The sequence below is a fragment of the Trinickia caryophylli genome (assembly GCF_034424545.1).
GTDB classification, from domain to species: domain Bacteria; phylum Pseudomonadota; class Gammaproteobacteria; order Burkholderiales; family Burkholderiaceae; genus Trinickia; species Trinickia caryophylli.
Genome location: NZ_CP139971.1, coordinates 2,278,177 through 2,294,374, shown reverse-complemented (window position 1 = coordinate 2,294,374; position 16,198 = coordinate 2,278,177). Strand labels below are relative to the sequence as shown.

Genomic DNA, 16,198 nt, shown 5'->3' with positions numbered 1-16,198 from the left:
CCACGGCAGATAGGGACCAAACTGTCTCACGACGTTTTAAACCCAGCTCACGTACCTCTTTAAATGGCGAACAGCCATACCCTTGGGACCGGCTACAGCCCCAGGATGAGATGAGCCGACATCGAGGTGCCAAACACCGCCGTCGATATGAACTCTTGGGCGGTATCAGCCTGTTATCCCCAGAGTACCTTTTATCCGTTGAGCGATGGCCCTTCCATACAGAACCACCGGATCACTATGACCTGCTTTCGCACCTGCTCGACTTGTCGGTCTCGCAGTTAAGCACGCTTATGCCATTGCACTATCAGCACGATTTCCGACCGTACCTAGCGTACCTTCGTACTCCTCCGTTACACTTTGGGAGGAGACCGCCCCAGTCAAACTGCCTACCATGCACTGTCCCCGACCCGGATCACGGGCCAAGGTTAGAACCTCAAACAAACCAGGGTGGTATTTCAAGGACGGCTCCACCGAAACTAGCGTTCCGGTTTCATAGCCTCCCACCTATCCTACACAGATCGGTTCAAAGTCCAATGCAAAGCTACAGTAAAGGTTCATGGGGTCTTTCCGTCTAGCCGCGGGGAGATTGCATCATCACAAACACTTCAACTTCGCTGAGTCTCGGGAGGAGACAGTGTGGCCATCGTTACGCCATTCGTGCAGGTCGGAACTTACCCGACAAGGAATTTCGCTACCTTAGGACCGTTATAGTTACGGCCGCCGTTTACCGGGACTTCAATCAAGAGCTTGCACCCCATCATTTAATCTTCCGGCACCGGGCAGGCGTCACACCCTATACGTCCACTTTCGTGTTTGCAGAGTGCTGTGTTTTTATTAAACAGTCGCAGCCACCAGTTTATTGCAACCCCTTCACCCTCCTGGCGCGAGCCAGTCAAGCTACAAGGGCGTACCTTATCCCGAAGTTACGGTACCAATTTGCCGAGTTCCTTCTCCCGAGTTCTCTCAAGCGCCTTAGAATACTCATCTCGCCCACCTGTGTCGGTTTGCGGTACGGTCATCGTGAGACTGAAGCTTAGAGGCTTTTCTTGGGACCCCTTCCGATTGCTTCGCGGCTTATAGCCACTCGCGCCACACCCTTGAATTACGCGCCCGGATTTGCCTAAGCGCCTTCTCCAATGCAGCGACCGGGACTTCCAACACCCGGACAACCTTCCGCGATCCGTCCCCCCATCGCATCTCACGACGGTGCAGGAATATTGACCTGCTTCCCATCAGCTACGCATTTCTGCCTCGCCTTAGGGGCCGACTCACCCTACGCCGATGAACGTTGCGTAGGAAACCTTGGGCTTACGGCGAGGGGGCCTTTCACCCCCTTTATCGCTACTCATGTCAGCATTCGCACTTCCGATACCTCCAGCATCCTTTACAAGACACCTTCGCAGGCTTACGGAACGCTCTCCTACCACACGTACTTACGTACGCATCCGCAGCTTCGGTATATGGCTTAGCCCCGTTACATCTTCCGCGCAGGACGACTCGATCAGTGAGCTATTACGCTTTCTTTAAAGGGTGGCTGCTTCTAAGCCAACCTCCTGACTGTTTTAGCCTTCCCACTTCGTTTCCCACTTAGCCATATTTGGGGACCTTAGCTGGCGGTCTGGGTTGTTTCCCTCTTGACACCGGACGTTAGCACCCGATGTCTGTCTCCCGTGATTACACTCTTCGGTATTCGGAGTTTGCTATGGCGAAGTAATCCGCAATGGACCCTTCAACCATGACAGTGCTCTACCCCCGAAGGTGACACACGAGGCACTACCTAAATAGTTTTCGGAGAGAACCAGCTATTTCCAAGTTTGTTTAGCCTTTCACCCCTATCCACAGCTCATCCCCTAACTTTTCAACGTTAGTGGGTTCGGTCCTCCAGTACGTGTTACCGCACCTTCAACCTGGCCATGGATAGATCACTTGGTTTCGGGTCTACGCCCAGCAACTGAACGCCCTATTCGGACTCGCTTTCGCTACGCCTGCCCTAATCGGTTAAGCTTGCTACTGAACGTAAGTCGCTGACCCATTATACAAAAGGTACGCCGTCACCCCTTACGAGGCTCCGACTGTTTGTATGCATGCGGTTTCAGGATCTATTTCACTCCCCTCCCGGGGTTCTTTTCGCCTTTCCCTCACGGTACTGGTTCACTATCGGTCGATCACGAGTATTTAGCCTTGGAGGATGGTCCCCCCATCTTCAGACAGGATTTCACGTGTCCCGCCCTACTTGTCGTACACCTAGTTCTTCCTCGCTGTTTTCGCCTACAGGGCTATCACCTGCTATGGCCGCACTTTCCAGAGCGTTCGGCTAACAACAAAGATAAAGAGTACAAGGCTCATCCCATTTCGCTCGCCACTACTTTGGGAATCTCGGTTGATTTCTGTTCCTGCGGTTACTTAGATGTTTCAGTTCACCGCGTTCGCTTCGCATGGCCTATGTATTCAGCCATGGATGACCCATGCGGGCCGGGTTTCCCCATTCGGACATCTCCGGATCAAAGCTTGTTTGCCAGCTCCCCGGAGCTTTTCGCAGGCTACCGCGTCCTTCATCGCCTGTGATCGCCAAGGCATCCACCACATGCACTTGTTCGCTTGACCCTATAACGAGAGCGTCTCTCTTCGAGCCGCTTGCGCTACAGGTTGAGTTCTCGCATTTGTGCCGTATTCCAAGGGCATCTTTCGATTCCCTTTTCATACTTCGATACAATCACTACCCATTGATATCTTCCACGTCCATCTCATCAGACGCTTCCAATATCCATTACTACTTCTTCCAGATTGTTAAAGATCGACAGCCGACTTGTTCAGTCGCTCTGACTGGCTCTATCGCCAATGACAAAGGCTCGAGCGGATGCGCTCACGCATTTGTCATTGGGGACGATGGTGGAGGCAGACGGGATCGAACCGACGACCCCCTGCTTGCAAAGCAGGTGCTCTCCCAGCTGAGCTATGCCCCCCAAGGCACAACCAATTTGACACTCAGATAGCTCCGTCGCTTATCACCACCGCTTAACTCCCTTCGGGAGTGAGATGCTCGTAAGTGCTAAAGCACTAACGATCATCGCAATTGGTGGGTCTGGTTGGATTCGAACCAACGACCCCCGCCTTATCAAGACGGTGCTCTAACCGACTGAGCTACAGACCCCTGAGTCTGTCAATCTTCACAGCCGATAAGCGTGAGTACTTAATTTTGAGCGCGCAAGCTCTGGAAAGGAGGTGATCCAGCCGCACCTTCCGATACGGCTACCTTGTTACGACTTCACCCCAGTCATGAATCCTACCGTGGTGACCGTCCTCCTTGCGGTTAGACTAGCCACTTCTGGTAAAACCCACTCCCATGGTGTGACGGGCGGTGTGTACAAGACCCGGGAACGTATTCACCGCGGCATGCTGATCCGCGATTACTAGCGATTCCAGCTTCATGCACTCGAGTTGCAGAGTGCAATCCGGACTACGATCGGTTTTCTGGGATTGGCTCCCCCTCGCGGGTTGGCGACCCTCTGTTCCGACCATTGTATGACGTGTGAAGCCCTACCCATAAGGGCCATGAGGACTTGACGTCATCCCCACCTTCCTCCGGTTTGTCACCGGCAGTCTCCTTAGAGTGCTCTTGCGTAGCAACTAAGGACAAGGGTTGCGCTCGTTGCGGGACTTAACCCAACATCTCACGACACGAGCTGACGACAGCCATGCAGCACCTGTGCGACGGTTCTCTTTCGAGCACTCCCACCTCTCAGCGGGATTCCGTCCATGTCAAGGGTAGGTAAGGTTTTTCGCGTTGCATCGAATTAATCCACATCATCCACCGCTTGTGCGGGTCCCCGTCAATTCCTTTGAGTTTTAATCTTGCGACCGTACTCCCCAGGCGGTCAACTTCACGCGTTAGCTTCGTTACTAAGGAAATGAATCCCCAACAACTAGTTGACATCGTTTAGGGCGTGGACTACCAGGGTATCTAATCCTGTTTGCTCCCCACGCTTTCGTGCATGAGCGTCAGTATTGGCCCAGGGGGCTGCCTTCGCCATCGGTATTCCTCCACATCTCTACGCATTTCACTGCTACACGTGGAATTCTACCCCCCTCTGCCATACTCTAGCCCGCCAGTCACCAATGCAGTTCCCAGGTTAAGCCCGGGGATTTCACATCGGTCTTAGCGAACCGCCTGCGCACGCTTTACGCCCAGTAATTCCGATTAACGCTCGCACCCTACGTATTACCGCGGCTGCTGGCACGTAGTTAGCCGGTGCTTATTCTTCCGGTACCGTCATCCCCGCCCGGTATTAACAGGCAGGATTTCTTTCCGGACAAAAGTGCTTTACAACCCGAAGGCCTTCTTCGCACACGCGGCATTGCTGGATCAGGGTTGCCCCCATTGTCCAAAATTCCCCACTGCTGCCTCCCGTAGGAGTCTGGGCCGTGTCTCAGTCCCAGTGTGGCTGGTCGTCCTCTCAGACCAGCTACGGATCGTCGCCTTGGTAGGCCTTTACCCCACCAACTAGCTAATCCGCCATCGGCCGCCCCTTGAGCGCGAGGCCCGAAGGCCCCCCGCTTTCCTCTCCCGAGCGTATGCGGTATTAATCCGGCTTTCGCCGGGCTATCCCCCACTCCAGGACACGTTCCGATGTATTACTCACCCGTTCGCCACTCGCCACCAGGGTTGCCCCCGTGCTGCCGTTCGACTTGCATGTGTAAAGCATGCCGCCAGCGTTCAATCTGAGCCAGGATCAAACTCTTCAGTTCAATACCTGTTACTGTTTTCGACTCTCTCGAGTCGGTCGCTCACTCAACGTACTGACAGGATTCATCCATCTCTCGACGGACAAACCTTACTCTCAATACAGCGTGAGACTTGATACTTTCGCTTCATCGAACCCCGAAGGATTCGACTGCGCTCGCCATCAAGTACCCACACTTATCGGCTGTGAATTGTTAAAGATCACGTCGCTCAACACCGCAGTACCTACCTTCCGTACCGCCCGTCTTGCGTTGCTGCATCAGCAGCAGAGAAGCGAGATTATGCAGAGCGTTTCGCTTTTCGTCAACAGGTTTTTTGCATCGCTGCTCGCTTCACCCATCGACTCGGCCGTTGCGTTGCGCCCTTCCACTTACCGCGCACAAACCTCGCACAACGCCTCGCCACTCCATCGCTACAACCCTTCGCTTCCCCCGCGCCGCCGCTTTCGGTAGCGCGGAAAGGGCGTGATTCTAGGCGCCTTCCTCGAAGAGCGCAAGTACCCTCGCGTCGCTCGACGCCACGTATTCCGAATCTTGCGGGCCGGCATTCGCAACCCACGTCGCAACGCTTGACGGCCGGCGCCGCTGCCTGTTCCATACGGGCTCCGCCGCCGGCATCCGCCCAACCTTAGAGGCGTATACATAGCGGCCTATAGACAAACAGACGACAAACAGACAGTTAGGTAGCCGGACGGCCCCGAACGCCATCGCTGCACCTTTGCGTATGAACTACCAACCCATTCTCGACCAGATCTATAACGACATCACGCCATGGCGTTCCATTGGGCGCGTGGCGAACTACATTCCCGAACTGGCAAAAGTGCCTGCCGACAGCTTCGGCATGGCCATCGTCACACTCGCCGGCGACGTGTATCGCGTCGGCGACGCCGACGAACGCTTCTCGATCCAAAGCATCTCGAAACTGTTCGCGTGCACGCTCGCCTTCCAACTGCTCGGCGACGCCCTCTGGCAACGGGTCGGTCGCGAACCATCGGGGACGGCATTCAACTCGCTCGTGCAGCTCGAAACCGAGCGCGGTCTGCCGCGCAATCCATTCATCAACGCCGGCGCACTAGTCGTCACCGACGTGCTCTGCCGCCGCTTCGTGCGCGCCGAAACCGCGCTCGTTCAGTTCGTGCGCCGCCTGAGCGGCGCCGCAGACGTCGATTACGATTCGCGCGTTGCGCAGTCCGAGCTTCTGCATGCCGAACGAAATCGCGCCATGGCTCATTTCATCGCGAGCTTCGGCAATCTGCACATGCCGCCGGAGTCGGTCGTCGATGCGTATTGCCGTCAGTGCGCGATCGAAATGAACTGCGTCGAACTCGCGCGCGCGGCCCTCTTTCTCGCGAACAGCGGGATTGCGCCCGCTACGAACGAGCGCGTGCTCGATCCAAGCTCGGCCAAACGCCTCTCCGCGCTCATGTTGACCTGCGGCACCTACGATGCCGCGGGCGACTTCGTCTATCGCGTGGGGTTGCCCGCCAAGAGCGGCGTGGGCGGCGGAATCGTGGCCGTGCTGCCTGGGGAGATGGCCGTATGCGTCTGGTCGCCCGGGCTCGACGCAAACGGCAATTCCCTCGCCGGCACGCTGGCATTAGAGTGGCTGACGACTTATTCCGGGCGATCGATCTTTTGAACCGGGGCAAGCACAGCGGCAGCGGGCGGGTATCGCGCCCGTCTGCCCGACGGAATGTGCCTCGTCCGCCGATATGGTCGGCCCGCCCCCGCCGATCCGGCTCGACGCCACCATTGGCCCGCCAGACCTTCGCGGGTTCATGTCCGAGCTGAGGCAAGCGAAGCCGTTCCAATCAATCGATGTTCGCCCTGCCTACTCGATCCATAGCGGCAAGACCGAATAGCCAGCGGCCGGGTACACCGCATTCACACAGACGGGCTATCCGATACAAGCGCAAGCCGCGTGGTTTTCGCCAACAGTTCTTCCATCACCACACGCAACTCGAGCCGGGCGAGCGGTGCGCCCGGACACGCATGAATGCCCGCACCGTATAACAGGTTCTTATCCGGATCGCGGTCGAGCCGGAACTCATCGGAGTTGCCAAAGGCCGCCTCATCGCGATCCGCGGACGCCCATATCAGTGTGATTCGCTCTCCGGCCTCGATGTTGCGTCCACCGATATTCACGGCCTTGGCCGCAACGCGGCGGTTCGCGATAAGCGGCGGACGGATGCGCAGTATCTCGTCGATAGCCGCGGGCAGCAATGCGCTGTGCGCGCGGACCTGTTCCTGCACGTCCGGGCGTACGGCCAGGTACTGCGCGAGGATGCCGACGCAGGCCGCTATCGTACCCAGTTCCCCTACCGTCCAGTTTCGCAAAATGCTGACGATCTCCGGGTCGCTCAGCGGCCGCCCGCCTATGTGCGCTCGCATCAGACTCGTCGTGATGTCCTCGGGAGCATCGCAACCGAGCCGGCGGCGCTCCGTGAGCAGCGCGCTGATATAACCGTCGAACTGGACGGCGACGCTACCCATTGCGCGCTTGTCGCCCGAGAGCGTGGCAGCATGATTCCGGCGAACCCACTCGCGCAGCGGAACATGCAATTGCCCAGGCCAGCCGAGAAAGGCGCATTGGATTCGCATTGCAAACGCCTCGGCGAATCCGGCCATAAACTCCACCTCACCGTGCCGCGGCAAGGCATCGACCAGGCTCGCAGCAATACTCCGGCACTTCGGCTCGAAGGCGGCCATTCGCTCGGGATCGAAGTACGGCTCGATGATCTCGCGGTATTGCGCGTGTTCGGGCGGATCCATGCCGTTCGGCACGGACAGGTGGTGCGATACCGCACTGCTGAACGTTTCCGGTTCATTGAGCACGCGCATGACGTCCTCGTGCCGAAACAGCGACCAATGCAAATATTCGCTGTGCGCGACAGGGCAGCGGCCCCGCATCTCGTCGTAGACGGCCACCTGGTCGCGCCGCACCTCCTCCGATCGGGGGTCCCAGTCGCTCTTTCGCTTCGCATCCATACTCTTCTCTCTTTGACCACAACGCTCGGTTCCGCCCGTAGCCACGCCCACGGCTGCGTCGCTGCTTCTCGCGGCAGCACTCGCCGCGGCACTCGTCGCAGCCGCAGGCGCGATCCGCTATATATCATATTGTGATACATATATCGCCGACTTGATCCAGAGCAATATCGTCCCGCTTCCCCGCGGTAACGTGAGAAACGCGGCTGGCGCGGGCAATAGGCGCGCCGATTCACGGTCGTTGCTGAATACGGACAGTCCGCATCCACGATATCCAACCAAACCGGTGGAAAGATGAAGTTCAGGATCCTGGAAAACCTATCCGACCATGACGCTCCGAAAATCCGGAGCGCCATCATTTCTGTCGACCCTGATGCAAAGGTCGTCACGGACGCGTGCACGAACACCGTCGAAGTCGACTCCTGGCTCTTTGCAGAGGAATTCCTCGTTGCTTTCTACGATGCCGGATATGACGTACGAATCGCTCAGCGCTAGAGCGCCGGTTCGTGCGCTCATGCGCCCAGGTACCCTGTAGGGACATACCGCATCTCCGGCGGGCAGCCCCCGGGCCGAATGCCGTGAGAAGCAGATCGATGCTTTTGGCCCATTATCTCCCGGACAACGGTTTGGCACGATAACCGTGGGAGGCGGGCGGGCGCAGGCATACACGAATGCGACGCGCGCGGGATATCATCGAAATAGGGGGCGGTCGCCCACCCACCGTTACCCGTCGCGGCGGAATCGTCCTAAGCTTTAGACGTCAGGGCGGCCTGTTGCCGCCGGCGGCGGCGCACCGATGCGCTGGATCGAAAAACGATGGAAACCCGCCACTCCCCTCTTGGCGCGCGCGCATCCGGTCGCGTGCCGCATGCCCGCCGCGCCTGGGCGCCGGTGGCACGCCTCGTCGGCGCAGCGTTGTTGCTCGCCGGGCTTGCCTCGTTGGCGGCTGCCCTCCCCGACGCCGCCGCGGCAAACGAAGCAATCGTCATCCGTGTCTCCGGCGCGATCAGCCCCGCTTCGGCCGATTTCATCACGCGTGGCCTCACGCGCGCCGCCCACCAGGAAGCGGCGCTCGTCGTCATCGAACTCGACACGCCCGGTGGGCTGGATACGTCGATGCGACAGATCATCAAGGCGATTCTCGCGTCGCCCGTGCCCGTCGCAGCCTTCGTTGCGCCCAGCGGGGCACGCGCCGCCAGCGCTGGCACCTATATCGTCTATGCCGCGCACATCGCCGCCATGGCGCCCGGCACGAACCTCGGCGCCGCCACGCCGATCGAGATCGGCGGCGGGGGCAGAACGCCCGGCAGCGGCGACGCTACCGAAAAGGCCTCGGAACCCCGTGCGTCCGATACGCAGTCCACCGAGGCAAGAAAACGGATCGGCGACGCCTCAGCCTATATCCGCAGCCTCGCTCAGATGCGCGGGCGCAACCCTGCCTGGGCCGAGCGCGCCGTCCGCGAGGCCGTAAGTTTGCCGGCAAACGAGGCCCTCGAGCAGCATGTGATCGACTTGATGGCGAGCGATACCGCGGAGCTGCTGCGCAAACTCGATGGCCGGCGTGTCGAGACCGCGGCCGGTGCGAGGCAACTGGCCACCGCGCATGCCCCCATCGTCACGCTCGAGCCCGATTGGCGCACGCGCGCGCTCGCCGTCATCACCGATCCGAACGTCGCGCTTATCCTGCTCACGATCGGCGTGTACGGGCTTTTCTTCGAGTTCGCCAACCCGGGCTTCGTACTGCCGGGCGTGGCCGGCGCCATTTCACTGCTGCTCGGGCTCTTTGCGCTGCAACTACTGCCGATAAGTTATACGGGGCTCGCCCTGATCTTTCTCGGACTTGCTTTTCTGGTCGCCGAAGCGTTCCTGCCGACCTTCGGCTCCCTGGGCTTCGGCGGTATCGTCGCCTTCGCGGCGGGCGCCGTCATGCTCATCGATACCGACGTGCCCGGCTACGGCATACCCTGGCCCGTCATCGCCGCGCTCGCCACCACAGGCCTCGTTTTGGTCCTTTTCGTCTCGCGCTTCGCCATGCAGGCCCGCCTGCGCCCCGTCGTCACCGGCGCGCAGGCACTGATCGGCAGCACCGGCGAAATCATCGACCAGGGCTTGCAGGCCCAGGAGGACGCGGCGCCCGAAATGACGGGCTGGGCCCGCGTGCAAGGCGAACGCTGGCGCGTGCGCTGTGCTCAACCGCTTGCGCCCGGATGCCGCGTACGCGTCACCGCGCGCAGTGGCCTTACGCTGACCGTCGCGCCGCTCGATCCTCCCTGCCCCGCGCACAGCCCGGAACAAGCACCGAGCGCCAATGAAAGGAGAACTTCATGATCGGCTTTACGTTCGGCTTCAGTAGCCTGCTCATTTTTTTCGCCATCATCCTCGTGGCGTCGTCGATCCGCATTTTTCGCGAGTACGAGCGCGGCGTCGTCTTCATGCTCGGACGCTTTTGGAAGGTCAAGGGGCCCGGGCTCGTGCTCATCGTCCCGATCATTCAGCAAGCCGTACGGATGGATTTGCGCACCGTCGTGTTCGACGTGCCGCCGCAGGACGTCATTACGCGCGACAACGTGTCCGTCAAGGTCAATGCCGTCGTTTATTTTCGCGTCGTCGATCCGGAGCGGGCCGTCATCCAGGTTGCCCGCTTTTTCGAAGCAACCAGTCAGCTCGCGCAAACGACGCTGCGCGCGGTGCTCGGCAAGCACGAGCTCGACGAACTGCTCGCCGAACGCGAGCAGCTCAATGCCGATATCCAGAAAGTGCTCGACACGCAAACCGATGCCTGGGGCATCAAGGTATCCAACGTCGAGATCAAGCATGTGGACATCAACGAATCCATGATCCGCGCCATCGCGCGGCAGGCAGAGGCGGAGCGCGAGCGCCGCGCCAAGGTCATTCATGCCGACGGCGAGCTGCAAGCCTCGCAAAAGCTCCTCGAAGCCGCACAGACCCTCGCCAGGCAACCCCAGGCCATGCAATTGCGCTATCTGCAAACGCTTACTACAATCGCTGCCGACAAAAACTCCACTATCGTTTTCCCGCTGCCGATCGATGTCCTGGATGCGTTGCTCCATCGGCGCTAAGGCCCCTGGCGCCGCGATAATCGCGGCACGAGCCATGCGCGCAGGTGCTGCCGGGCAAATAGTCGCTATTACGGCGGGCCGCTAGCTTCGCCGCGCCGGCTGTGTAGAGTAAGGCACAGCCCGCATACGACGTTTTGACGCAGCGTTGAAGCGCTGACTTGGCCTGACCGCCCGCATGGGGCCCACAACCGTCATGGAACAAACCAGAACCTTCCCTATGCTCGAATCCGCCAAACGCTATTTCGGCTTCGATGAAGCCGGCACCACTCTGCGCACCGAGGTGCTCGCCGGTGTCACCACCTTCCTGACGATGGCCTACATCATCTTCGTCAATCCAGCCATCCTCGGCGACGCCGGCATGCCGCGCGACGCCGTCTTCGTCGCAACCTGCCTCGTCGCCGCCCTCGCCTCCCTCATCATGGGGCTCTACGCCAATTACCCCATCGCCTGCGCACCGGGCATGGGCCTCAACGCCTATTTCGCCTACACCGTCGTCAAAGGCATGGGCTTCACCTGGCAGGCCGCGCTCGGCGCCGTCTTCATCTCCGGATGCCTGTTCCTCGCCGTCACCCTTTTTCGCATCCGCGAGCTGATCGTCAACGGCATCCCGCACTCGATCCGAGTCGCCATCACAGGCGGCATCGGCCTCTTTCTCGCCATCATCTCGCTCAAAACGGCAGGCGTCGTTGCCGGCAGCCCCGCCACGCTCGTCACGCTCGGCGATCTGCACAAGCCCCCCGTCATCCTCGCCACCATCGGCTTTTTCGCCATCGTCGCGCTCGACCACCTGCGCGTGCGCGGCGCCATCCTCATCGGCATCCTCGGCGTGACGGTGCTCTCGTTCTTCTTCGGCGGCAATCAATTCCACGGCGTCATTTCCACGCCGCCCTCGATCGACCCGACGCTCTTTCACCTCGATATCCGCGCGGCGCTGTCCGCCGGCATCGTCAACGTCATCCTCGTCTTCTTCCTCGTGGAGCTGTTCGATGCCACGGGCACGCTGATGGGCGTGGCCAATCGCGCCGGGCTCCTCGTCGAAGGCAAGATGCACCGCCTCAACAAAGCCCTGCTCGCGGACAGTACCGCCATCGTCGCAGGCGCCATGCTGGGCACTTCGTCCACGACCGCCTATATAGAAAGTGCCTCCGGCGTGCAGGCCGGGGGACGCACCGGCGTGACCGCCATCACCGTGGCCGTACTCTTTCTCGCGTGCCTCTTCATCGCGCCGCTCGCCGGCGTCGTGCCCGGCTATGCCACCGCGCCCGCACTACTCTATGTTTCTTGCCTGATGCTGCGCGAATTGGCCGACCTGCCCTGGGACGACGCGACGGAAGTCGTACCCGCCGCGCTCACCGCGCTCATGATGCCGTTCACGTACTCGATCGCAAACGGCGTAGCGTTCGGCTTCATTTCCTATGCAGGTTTGAAATTGCTCACGGGCCGCGCACGGCAAGTCAAGGCGATCGTCTGGATCATCGCCGCCGTGTTTCTCTTTCGCTACTTCTATCTGGGCTCCGAATAGGAACAGTGGGAACAGTGGGAACGGTGGAAGCGGCGCCCGGCCGCGCGCTTGCCGGCTCCGCCCAGCAAGGATTCGAGGCAGCGCAACCGACGTATGTCGAAGGCGACCGGCGCGTACGCCGGCTCGAGCGCCTCAATCACCCCAAGCACCTCAAGCGCGGGCATTGGCCTCGTAGAAGCGCACATAGCCGCTGCGCAGCTCGGCGCAGCGGGCATCCGTTTCGGATAGCAGGCGCCGCGCCGCCGCCTCGATGCGCGCCCGATGCGCGTCGAACGCGCCCATCATGTCCTCGAGACGGGATGAAGCCGCACCGAAATGGTCCTCGAGCGCCTCGGCCGTGATCGTGCATTCCACTCGCTCGCCATCGACGAGCGCCGGGAAAGCCAATGTCAACTCGCGCCCCGAGTATTCGGGGACTGCCTTCGGAAATGTGATCTGCATGGGATTCGCCTTTGCCATGACGAAACACACCGGTAACCGCGCCCGTGGGGATGACCGCCTTCTTCAGGAAGGCGCGGCCTGACGCAACGGAAAAAACCGGCTTCCGTCGGTTGCATGTACTTTAGAACGTCTGGCGCAGTGCGCAAGCATTACTTGCGGCCGGTACCCGCCACCCCGCACTCCGGCGACAAAAAGCCGTCATCGCTCCGATGTATCGCGAGGCCATATGTTCAGCAGCACCGCGCAGCCCAAGACGCCGCCGACGATCGCCCCCACCCCGTAGAAAACGGCGTCGCTCTTGTCGACGAGCAGACCGTGGATCGCCAGCGCAATGCCGCCCAGCGCGACGAACGTCGCAATGACGGCCAATACGACTCTCAATTCGGTGCGAATCATGGCGTTCTCCCGAACGCGGCGCGCGTCGTGCCACGCGCGCTATCGTTTCAATCGTTGCAACATTGCGCACGATCGCAAGAAGAACATTCCCGCGGTCCGAGTCCGCCCCCCTACCTCCGAACTCGTTTTCCGGTATGCTGCGGCGCGACACATTCGCCACCTCATACCGATCGTCCACGAGCCCATGCCCACTTCCGAACGACCACCGCTCATTCGCGTCGAACCGCTCGGCCGGTCGTTCGAGGCGCCCGCGCACTTGAGCCTGCTCGAAGCCGCAACTGCCGCTGGTGTGCGCCTTCCGCGCTCCTGCCGCAACGGCACTTGCCGGACGTGCCTCGCTCAGTTGCGCGGCGGCACGGTTTCCTATCGGATCGAATGGCCCGGCTTGACGAAGGAAGAAAAAGCAGAAGGCTTCGTTTTGCCTTGCGTCGCGATCGCGAAAACCAATCTCATCTTAGTGGCGCCTGGCGCCGAGGTACTTTGATCCAAATCAGTGAAAAAGCAGCACGGAAGCAATGAGGCTCGTTCAATGACTTCGGCATCGCGATGGCAATCGAAATGCATGCACCTGGTGTGCATCCACGAACGTGCAGATGTGCAGATGTGTATTCGATATGACCGGCGGAGAACGGAAATCGGGAATCGCCCGTGACGCAACTGTCGATCGGCTGCTAAAGCACCGTCACCCGGCGCAGGGCGGGAAAACGAAGCTCGAAGATGTCGACGCGGTTCGCACGCACGTCGAGAATCAAGCGGTCGAGCGCCTCCCTCGCGAGTTCGTCGCGCCCGTTTTCCTTCTGATGATCGAGCAATTCCCGCCGCACGTCGATCAATAACGCTATCGCACTTGCACGGGACATGAACAAGTTTTCCATTGCACCGGATTGCGCTTCGCAATAAGCAAACAACCGCTCTCGATTCTAGTGCGAATCGGGGCGCGATAGCGATCAAGTGCGCATCGAATAACTTGCCTTCGAAATAATGGATTTAGCGCTCAGTGCGCCGCCGACTTCGAAAAGACGTTGATCACGACCACACCCGCCGCGATCAGCGACATGCCGGCAATGGCCGCGGCGTCGAGCGTCTGCTTGAAGAAAAGCCAGCCCGCGATCGAAATGAGAACGATCCCGACACCCGACCAGATCGCGTAAGCCACACCCGTAGGGATCGACTTCAGCGTAAGAGAGAGACAAAAAAACGCAGCCGCATAGCCCGCTATCGTGCCGAGCGTTGGCCAGAGCCGGCTCAACCCGTCGGACGCCTTGAGCAGCGTCGTCGCCACGACTTCGCAGGCAATGGCCACACCCAGGTAAAGGTACGCATTCATCGGATCAGTCCTGCGCGGGCAGCGTGAGCGCCTCGATCCGTTCGAGAAGTTTCTCGCGGATATCGGACGACAGCGGATAGGTGCCGAGGATGTCCGAAAGCCAGAGCCCGTCCGCCGCCAGCCGCGCGAGAAGCAAATCGATCTTCCCGGCCTCGCTGCCCTCGTCGTGCGCCAGATCGTCCTGCACCCAATTGCGCCAGCGCGCCGCGACGTCGCGCTCGGCCACCGAAGCGCAAATAACAGCACGCGACCACTCGTACTCGGTGATCGCCACGCGGGCGCCTACACGGGCATATGCCCGTGCGTGGGCGCCCGCTCGTATCGGATCCCGGCCGATCTCCGCTTTCACGTCTTCCTCGAACGTAGCGATCAGCTCGTCGGCCAGTGCGGTAAAGAGGCCGCTGCGACTCGCGAAATGATGCTGAACAGCCCCCTTCGATACGCCGGCCTCCTCTGCCACCGAGCCGATCGAGACAGTGGCGCCGTCCTGAAGCAGGCGGGCAGCCGCTTCGAGCAAAGCGGCCCTGACGAGTTCCGGGGCCTTGGGCCGATGATGACGTATGGACATGCGCCGGATGTTACCACGAACAATACGATCGTATTGTTCGTGCGTGGCACCCATGAGCGACCAAAACGATCGAATCGATCAAAACGAGGGTTTACACGCGATTGATGGACCGCTTTGATCGCCTACAATGATCGAAACGGTCGAATGTGCCCAGCAAGCCGAGGCAATATGCCCGCCGGCAGCGCACAGGGATGATCGAAACGATCATTTCCCCAGCCCCCGAGACCTCATCGGAGCTTTCAATGGCAGTCGAGTTCAAAGGCATCATTCCCGCGCTGGTTACGCCGATGACGGCCGAAGAGGAGGTGGACGAACGCGGCCTGCGCGTGCTCGTCGAACGCCTGATCGAGGCGGGCGTTCACGGCCTCTTCGTGCTCGGCACCAACGGCGAATTCATCGCGCTCTCGGAAGAGGAGAAGTTGCGTATCGCCCGGATCGCCGTCGATCAGGCCCGCTCGCGCGTACCGGTCATTGCCGGCACTGGCGCTTACGCGACCCGCGACGTCATTGCGCTCAACCGGAAAATGGAAGACGTTGGCGTGGGCGCCGTCTCCGTCATTACCCCGTACTTCAACGGCGCGACTCAGCAAGAACTTTTCGCGCACTACGAGCGCATCGCGCGCGCCACCTCGCTGCCTGTCATGCTTTATACGATTCCCGCGAAGGCGGGCGTGACGCTCGCCATCGAGACGGTGCGCCGCCTCGCCGAGATTCCCAATATTCGCGGCATCAAGGACAGCGGCGGCGATTTCGATCGGCTCGTGCAATTGATCGGGCTGCGTCGCGACGACTTCGCGGTGTTTACGGGTACGGATTCGCTGATCCTCTGGACGCTCATGGCCGGCGGCGACGGTGCCGTTGCGGCGACCACCAATGCGGTGCCCCAGGTCGTCATGTCGATCTGGAACAGCTTTCAAGCCGGCGACCTTGCCGCCGCGCGGCAAGCACAGGAATCGCTGCGCGCACTGCGCGATGCGTTTTCGCTCGGCACGATGCCCGTCGTGCTGAAAGCGGCCGCCGCGATGCTTGGCATGCCGGCGGGGCCAGCGCGTGCCCCCGCCCAGCCGCTCGACGCGAATGCGCGCGAGCGGCTCGCCAAAGCCCTCGAACACTATCCGCGTATCAGCTGAAAATCGAAT

The 16,198-nt window shown here is 60.4% G+C and carries 13 protein-coding genes, 2 tRNA genes and 2 rRNA genes; 7 read left to right on the top strand and 10 right to left on the bottom strand.

The window, feature by feature from the left end; translation table 11 throughout:
* The 4 genes from U0034_RS29195 to U0034_RS29180 form a co-directional block, all read right to left on the bottom strand.
* Positions 1-2,604: ribosomal RNA gene (locus U0034_RS29195) — 23S ribosomal RNA — on the bottom strand.
* A gap of 283 nt (positions 2,605-2,887) precedes the next feature.
* Positions 2,888-2,963, bottom strand: a tRNA-Ala gene (locus U0034_RS29190).
* A 111-nt stretch (positions 2,964-3,074) separates the two neighbouring features.
* Positions 3,075-3,151, bottom strand: a tRNA-Ile gene (locus U0034_RS29185).
* Positions 3,152-3,215: 64 nt separating this feature from the next.
* Positions 3,216-4,746 (bottom strand): 16S ribosomal RNA (locus U0034_RS29180).
* Together the 16S and 23S rRNA genes with 2 tRNA genes alongside form the textbook arrangement of a ribosomal RNA operon.
* A gap of 718 nt (positions 4,747-5,464) precedes the next feature.
* Between U0034_RS29180 and U0034_RS29175 the strand changes: the two genes are divergently transcribed.
* The gene (locus U0034_RS29175) at positions 5,465-6,379 is read left to right on the top strand and encodes a glutaminase (RefSeq protein WP_085230710.1); all 915 of its coding nucleotides are present in this window, start codon (positions 5,465-5,467) and stop codon (positions 6,377-6,379) included.
* A 245-nt stretch (positions 6,380-6,624) separates the two neighbouring features.
* Here U0034_RS29175 and U0034_RS29170 read toward each other — a convergent pair whose 3' ends face one another.
* Positions 6,625-7,728 carry a cytochrome P450 gene (locus U0034_RS29170; protein ID WP_233212108.1) on the bottom strand — a complete coding sequence of 368 codons (1,104 nt, stop codon included), beginning with the start codon at positions 7,726-7,728 and terminating at the stop codon, positions 6,625-6,627.
* Between the two features lie 291 nt (positions 7,729-8,019).
* Here U0034_RS29170 and U0034_RS29165 point away from each other — a divergent pair, with 291 nt between their 5' ends.
* From U0034_RS29165 to U0034_RS29150, 4 genes are all read left to right on the top strand, one after another.
* Positions 8,020-8,220: a hypothetical protein gene (locus U0034_RS29165; RefSeq protein ID WP_085230711.1), complete on the top strand. Its 201-nt coding sequence runs from the start codon at positions 8,020-8,022 to the stop codon at positions 8,218-8,220.
* Positions 8,221-8,541: 321 nt separating this feature from the next.
* Positions 8,542-10,053 carry an NfeD family protein gene (locus U0034_RS29160; protein ID WP_085230712.1) on the top strand — a complete coding sequence of 504 codons (1,512 nt, stop codon included), beginning with the start codon at positions 8,542-8,544 and terminating at the stop codon, positions 10,051-10,053.
* Entirely contained in the window at positions 10,050-10,805 is a 756-nt protein-coding gene (locus U0034_RS29155) for a slipin family protein (protein ID WP_085230713.1), read from the top strand. Before U0034_RS29160 ends, U0034_RS29155 begins: the two co-directional genes overlap by 4 nt.
* Positions 10,806-11,022: 217 nt before the next feature.
* Complete coding sequence (locus tag U0034_RS29150; RefSeq protein WP_085230714.1) at positions 11,023-12,327, top strand: NCS2 family permease; 1,305 nt, start codon at positions 11,023-11,025, stop codon at positions 12,325-12,327.
* Between the two features lie 150 nt (positions 12,328-12,477).
* On the opposite strand, the gene U0034_RS29145 is transcribed toward U0034_RS29150, so the two are convergent.
* Positions 12,478-12,768: a DUF1488 family protein gene (locus U0034_RS29145; protein ID WP_085230739.1), complete on the bottom strand. Its 291-nt coding sequence runs from the start codon at positions 12,766-12,768 to the stop codon at positions 12,478-12,480.
* 198 nt (positions 12,769-12,966) lie between these two features.
* Positions 12,967-13,164, bottom strand: a complete 198-nt coding sequence (locus U0034_RS29140) for a DUF2964 family protein (RefSeq protein ID WP_085230715.1) — start codon at positions 13,162-13,164, stop codon at positions 12,967-12,969.
* Between the two features lie 184 nt (positions 13,165-13,348).
* On the opposite strand from U0034_RS29140, the gene U0034_RS29135 reads away from it, so the two are divergent.
* Positions 13,349-13,648 carry a 2Fe-2S iron-sulfur cluster-binding protein gene (locus U0034_RS29135; protein ID WP_085230740.1) on the top strand — a complete coding sequence of 100 codons (300 nt, stop codon included), beginning with the start codon at positions 13,349-13,351 and terminating at the stop codon, positions 13,646-13,648.
* Between the two features lie 187 nt (positions 13,649-13,835).
* Here U0034_RS29135 and U0034_RS29130 read toward each other — a convergent pair whose 3' ends face one another.
* From U0034_RS29130 to U0034_RS29120, 3 genes are all read right to left on the bottom strand, one after another.
* On the bottom strand, positions 13,836-14,024 hold the full coding sequence (locus U0034_RS29130; protein WP_139831234.1) for a hypothetical protein: 189 nt from the start codon (positions 14,022-14,024) through the stop codon (positions 13,836-13,838).
* Positions 14,025-14,158: 134 nt separating this feature from the next.
* Entirely contained in the window at positions 14,159-14,491 is a 333-nt protein-coding gene (locus U0034_RS29125) for an SMR family transporter (protein WP_085230717.1), read from the bottom strand.
* Positions 14,492-14,495: 4 nt separating this feature from the next.
* On the bottom strand, positions 14,496-15,059 hold the full coding sequence (locus U0034_RS29120; protein ID WP_158243590.1) for a TetR family transcriptional regulator: 564 nt from the start codon (positions 15,057-15,059) through the stop codon (positions 14,496-14,498).
* 242 nt (positions 15,060-15,301) lie between these two features.
* Between U0034_RS29120 and dapA the strand changes: the two genes are divergently transcribed.
* Positions 15,302-16,189, top strand: a complete 888-nt coding sequence (dapA, locus tag U0034_RS29115) for a 4-hydroxy-tetrahydrodipicolinate synthase (protein ID WP_085230719.1) — start codon at positions 15,302-15,304, stop codon at positions 16,187-16,189.
* Positions 16,190-16,198 lie beyond the last annotated feature (9 nt).

What these genes read in the sequence shown, in the direction of transcription:
- U0034_RS29140 (WP_085230715.1), bottom strand. Translation starts at nt 13,164, where the DNA reads ATGATTCGCACCGAATTGAGAGTCGTATTGGCCGTCATTGCGACGTTC.
- U0034_RS29170 (WP_233212108.1), bottom strand. Translation starts at nt 7,728, where the DNA reads ATGGATGCGAAGCGAAAGAGCGACTGGGACCCCCGATCGGAGGAGGTG.
- U0034_RS29165 (WP_085230711.1), top strand. Translation starts at nt 8,020, where the DNA reads ATGAAGTTCAGGATCCTGGAAAACCTATCCGACCATGACGCTCCGAAA.
- U0034_RS29155 (WP_085230713.1), top strand. Translation starts at nt 10,050, where the DNA reads ATGATCGGCTTTACGTTCGGCTTCAGTAGCCTGCTCATTTTTTTCGCC.
- U0034_RS29120 (WP_158243590.1), bottom strand. Translation starts at nt 15,059, where the DNA reads ATGTCCATACGTCATCATCGGCCCAAGGCCCCGGAACTCGTCAGGGCC.
- U0034_RS29145 (WP_085230739.1), bottom strand. Translation starts at nt 12,768, where the DNA reads ATGCAGATCACATTTCCGAAGGCAGTCCCCGAATACTCGGGGCGCGAG.
- U0034_RS29130 (WP_139831234.1), bottom strand. Translation starts at nt 14,024, where the DNA reads ATGTCCCGTGCAAGTGCGATAGCGTTATTGATCGACGTGCGGCGGGAA.
- U0034_RS29150 (WP_085230714.1), top strand. Translation starts at nt 11,023, where the DNA reads ATGCTCGAATCCGCCAAACGCTATTTCGGCTTCGATGAAGCCGGCACC.
- U0034_RS29125 (WP_085230717.1), bottom strand. Translation starts at nt 14,491, where the DNA reads ATGAATGCGTACCTTTACCTGGGTGTGGCCATTGCCTGCGAAGTCGTG.
- U0034_RS29135 (WP_085230740.1), top strand. Translation starts at nt 13,349, where the DNA reads ATGCCCACTTCCGAACGACCACCGCTCATTCGCGTCGAACCGCTCGGC.
- dapA (WP_085230719.1), top strand. Translation starts at nt 15,302, where the DNA reads ATGGCAGTCGAGTTCAAAGGCATCATTCCCGCGCTGGTTACGCCGATG.
- U0034_RS29160 (WP_085230712.1), top strand. Translation starts at nt 8,542, where the DNA reads ATGGAAACCCGCCACTCCCCTCTTGGCGCGCGCGCATCCGGTCGCGTG.
- U0034_RS29175 (WP_085230710.1), top strand. Translation starts at nt 5,465, where the DNA reads ATGAACTACCAACCCATTCTCGACCAGATCTATAACGACATCACGCCA.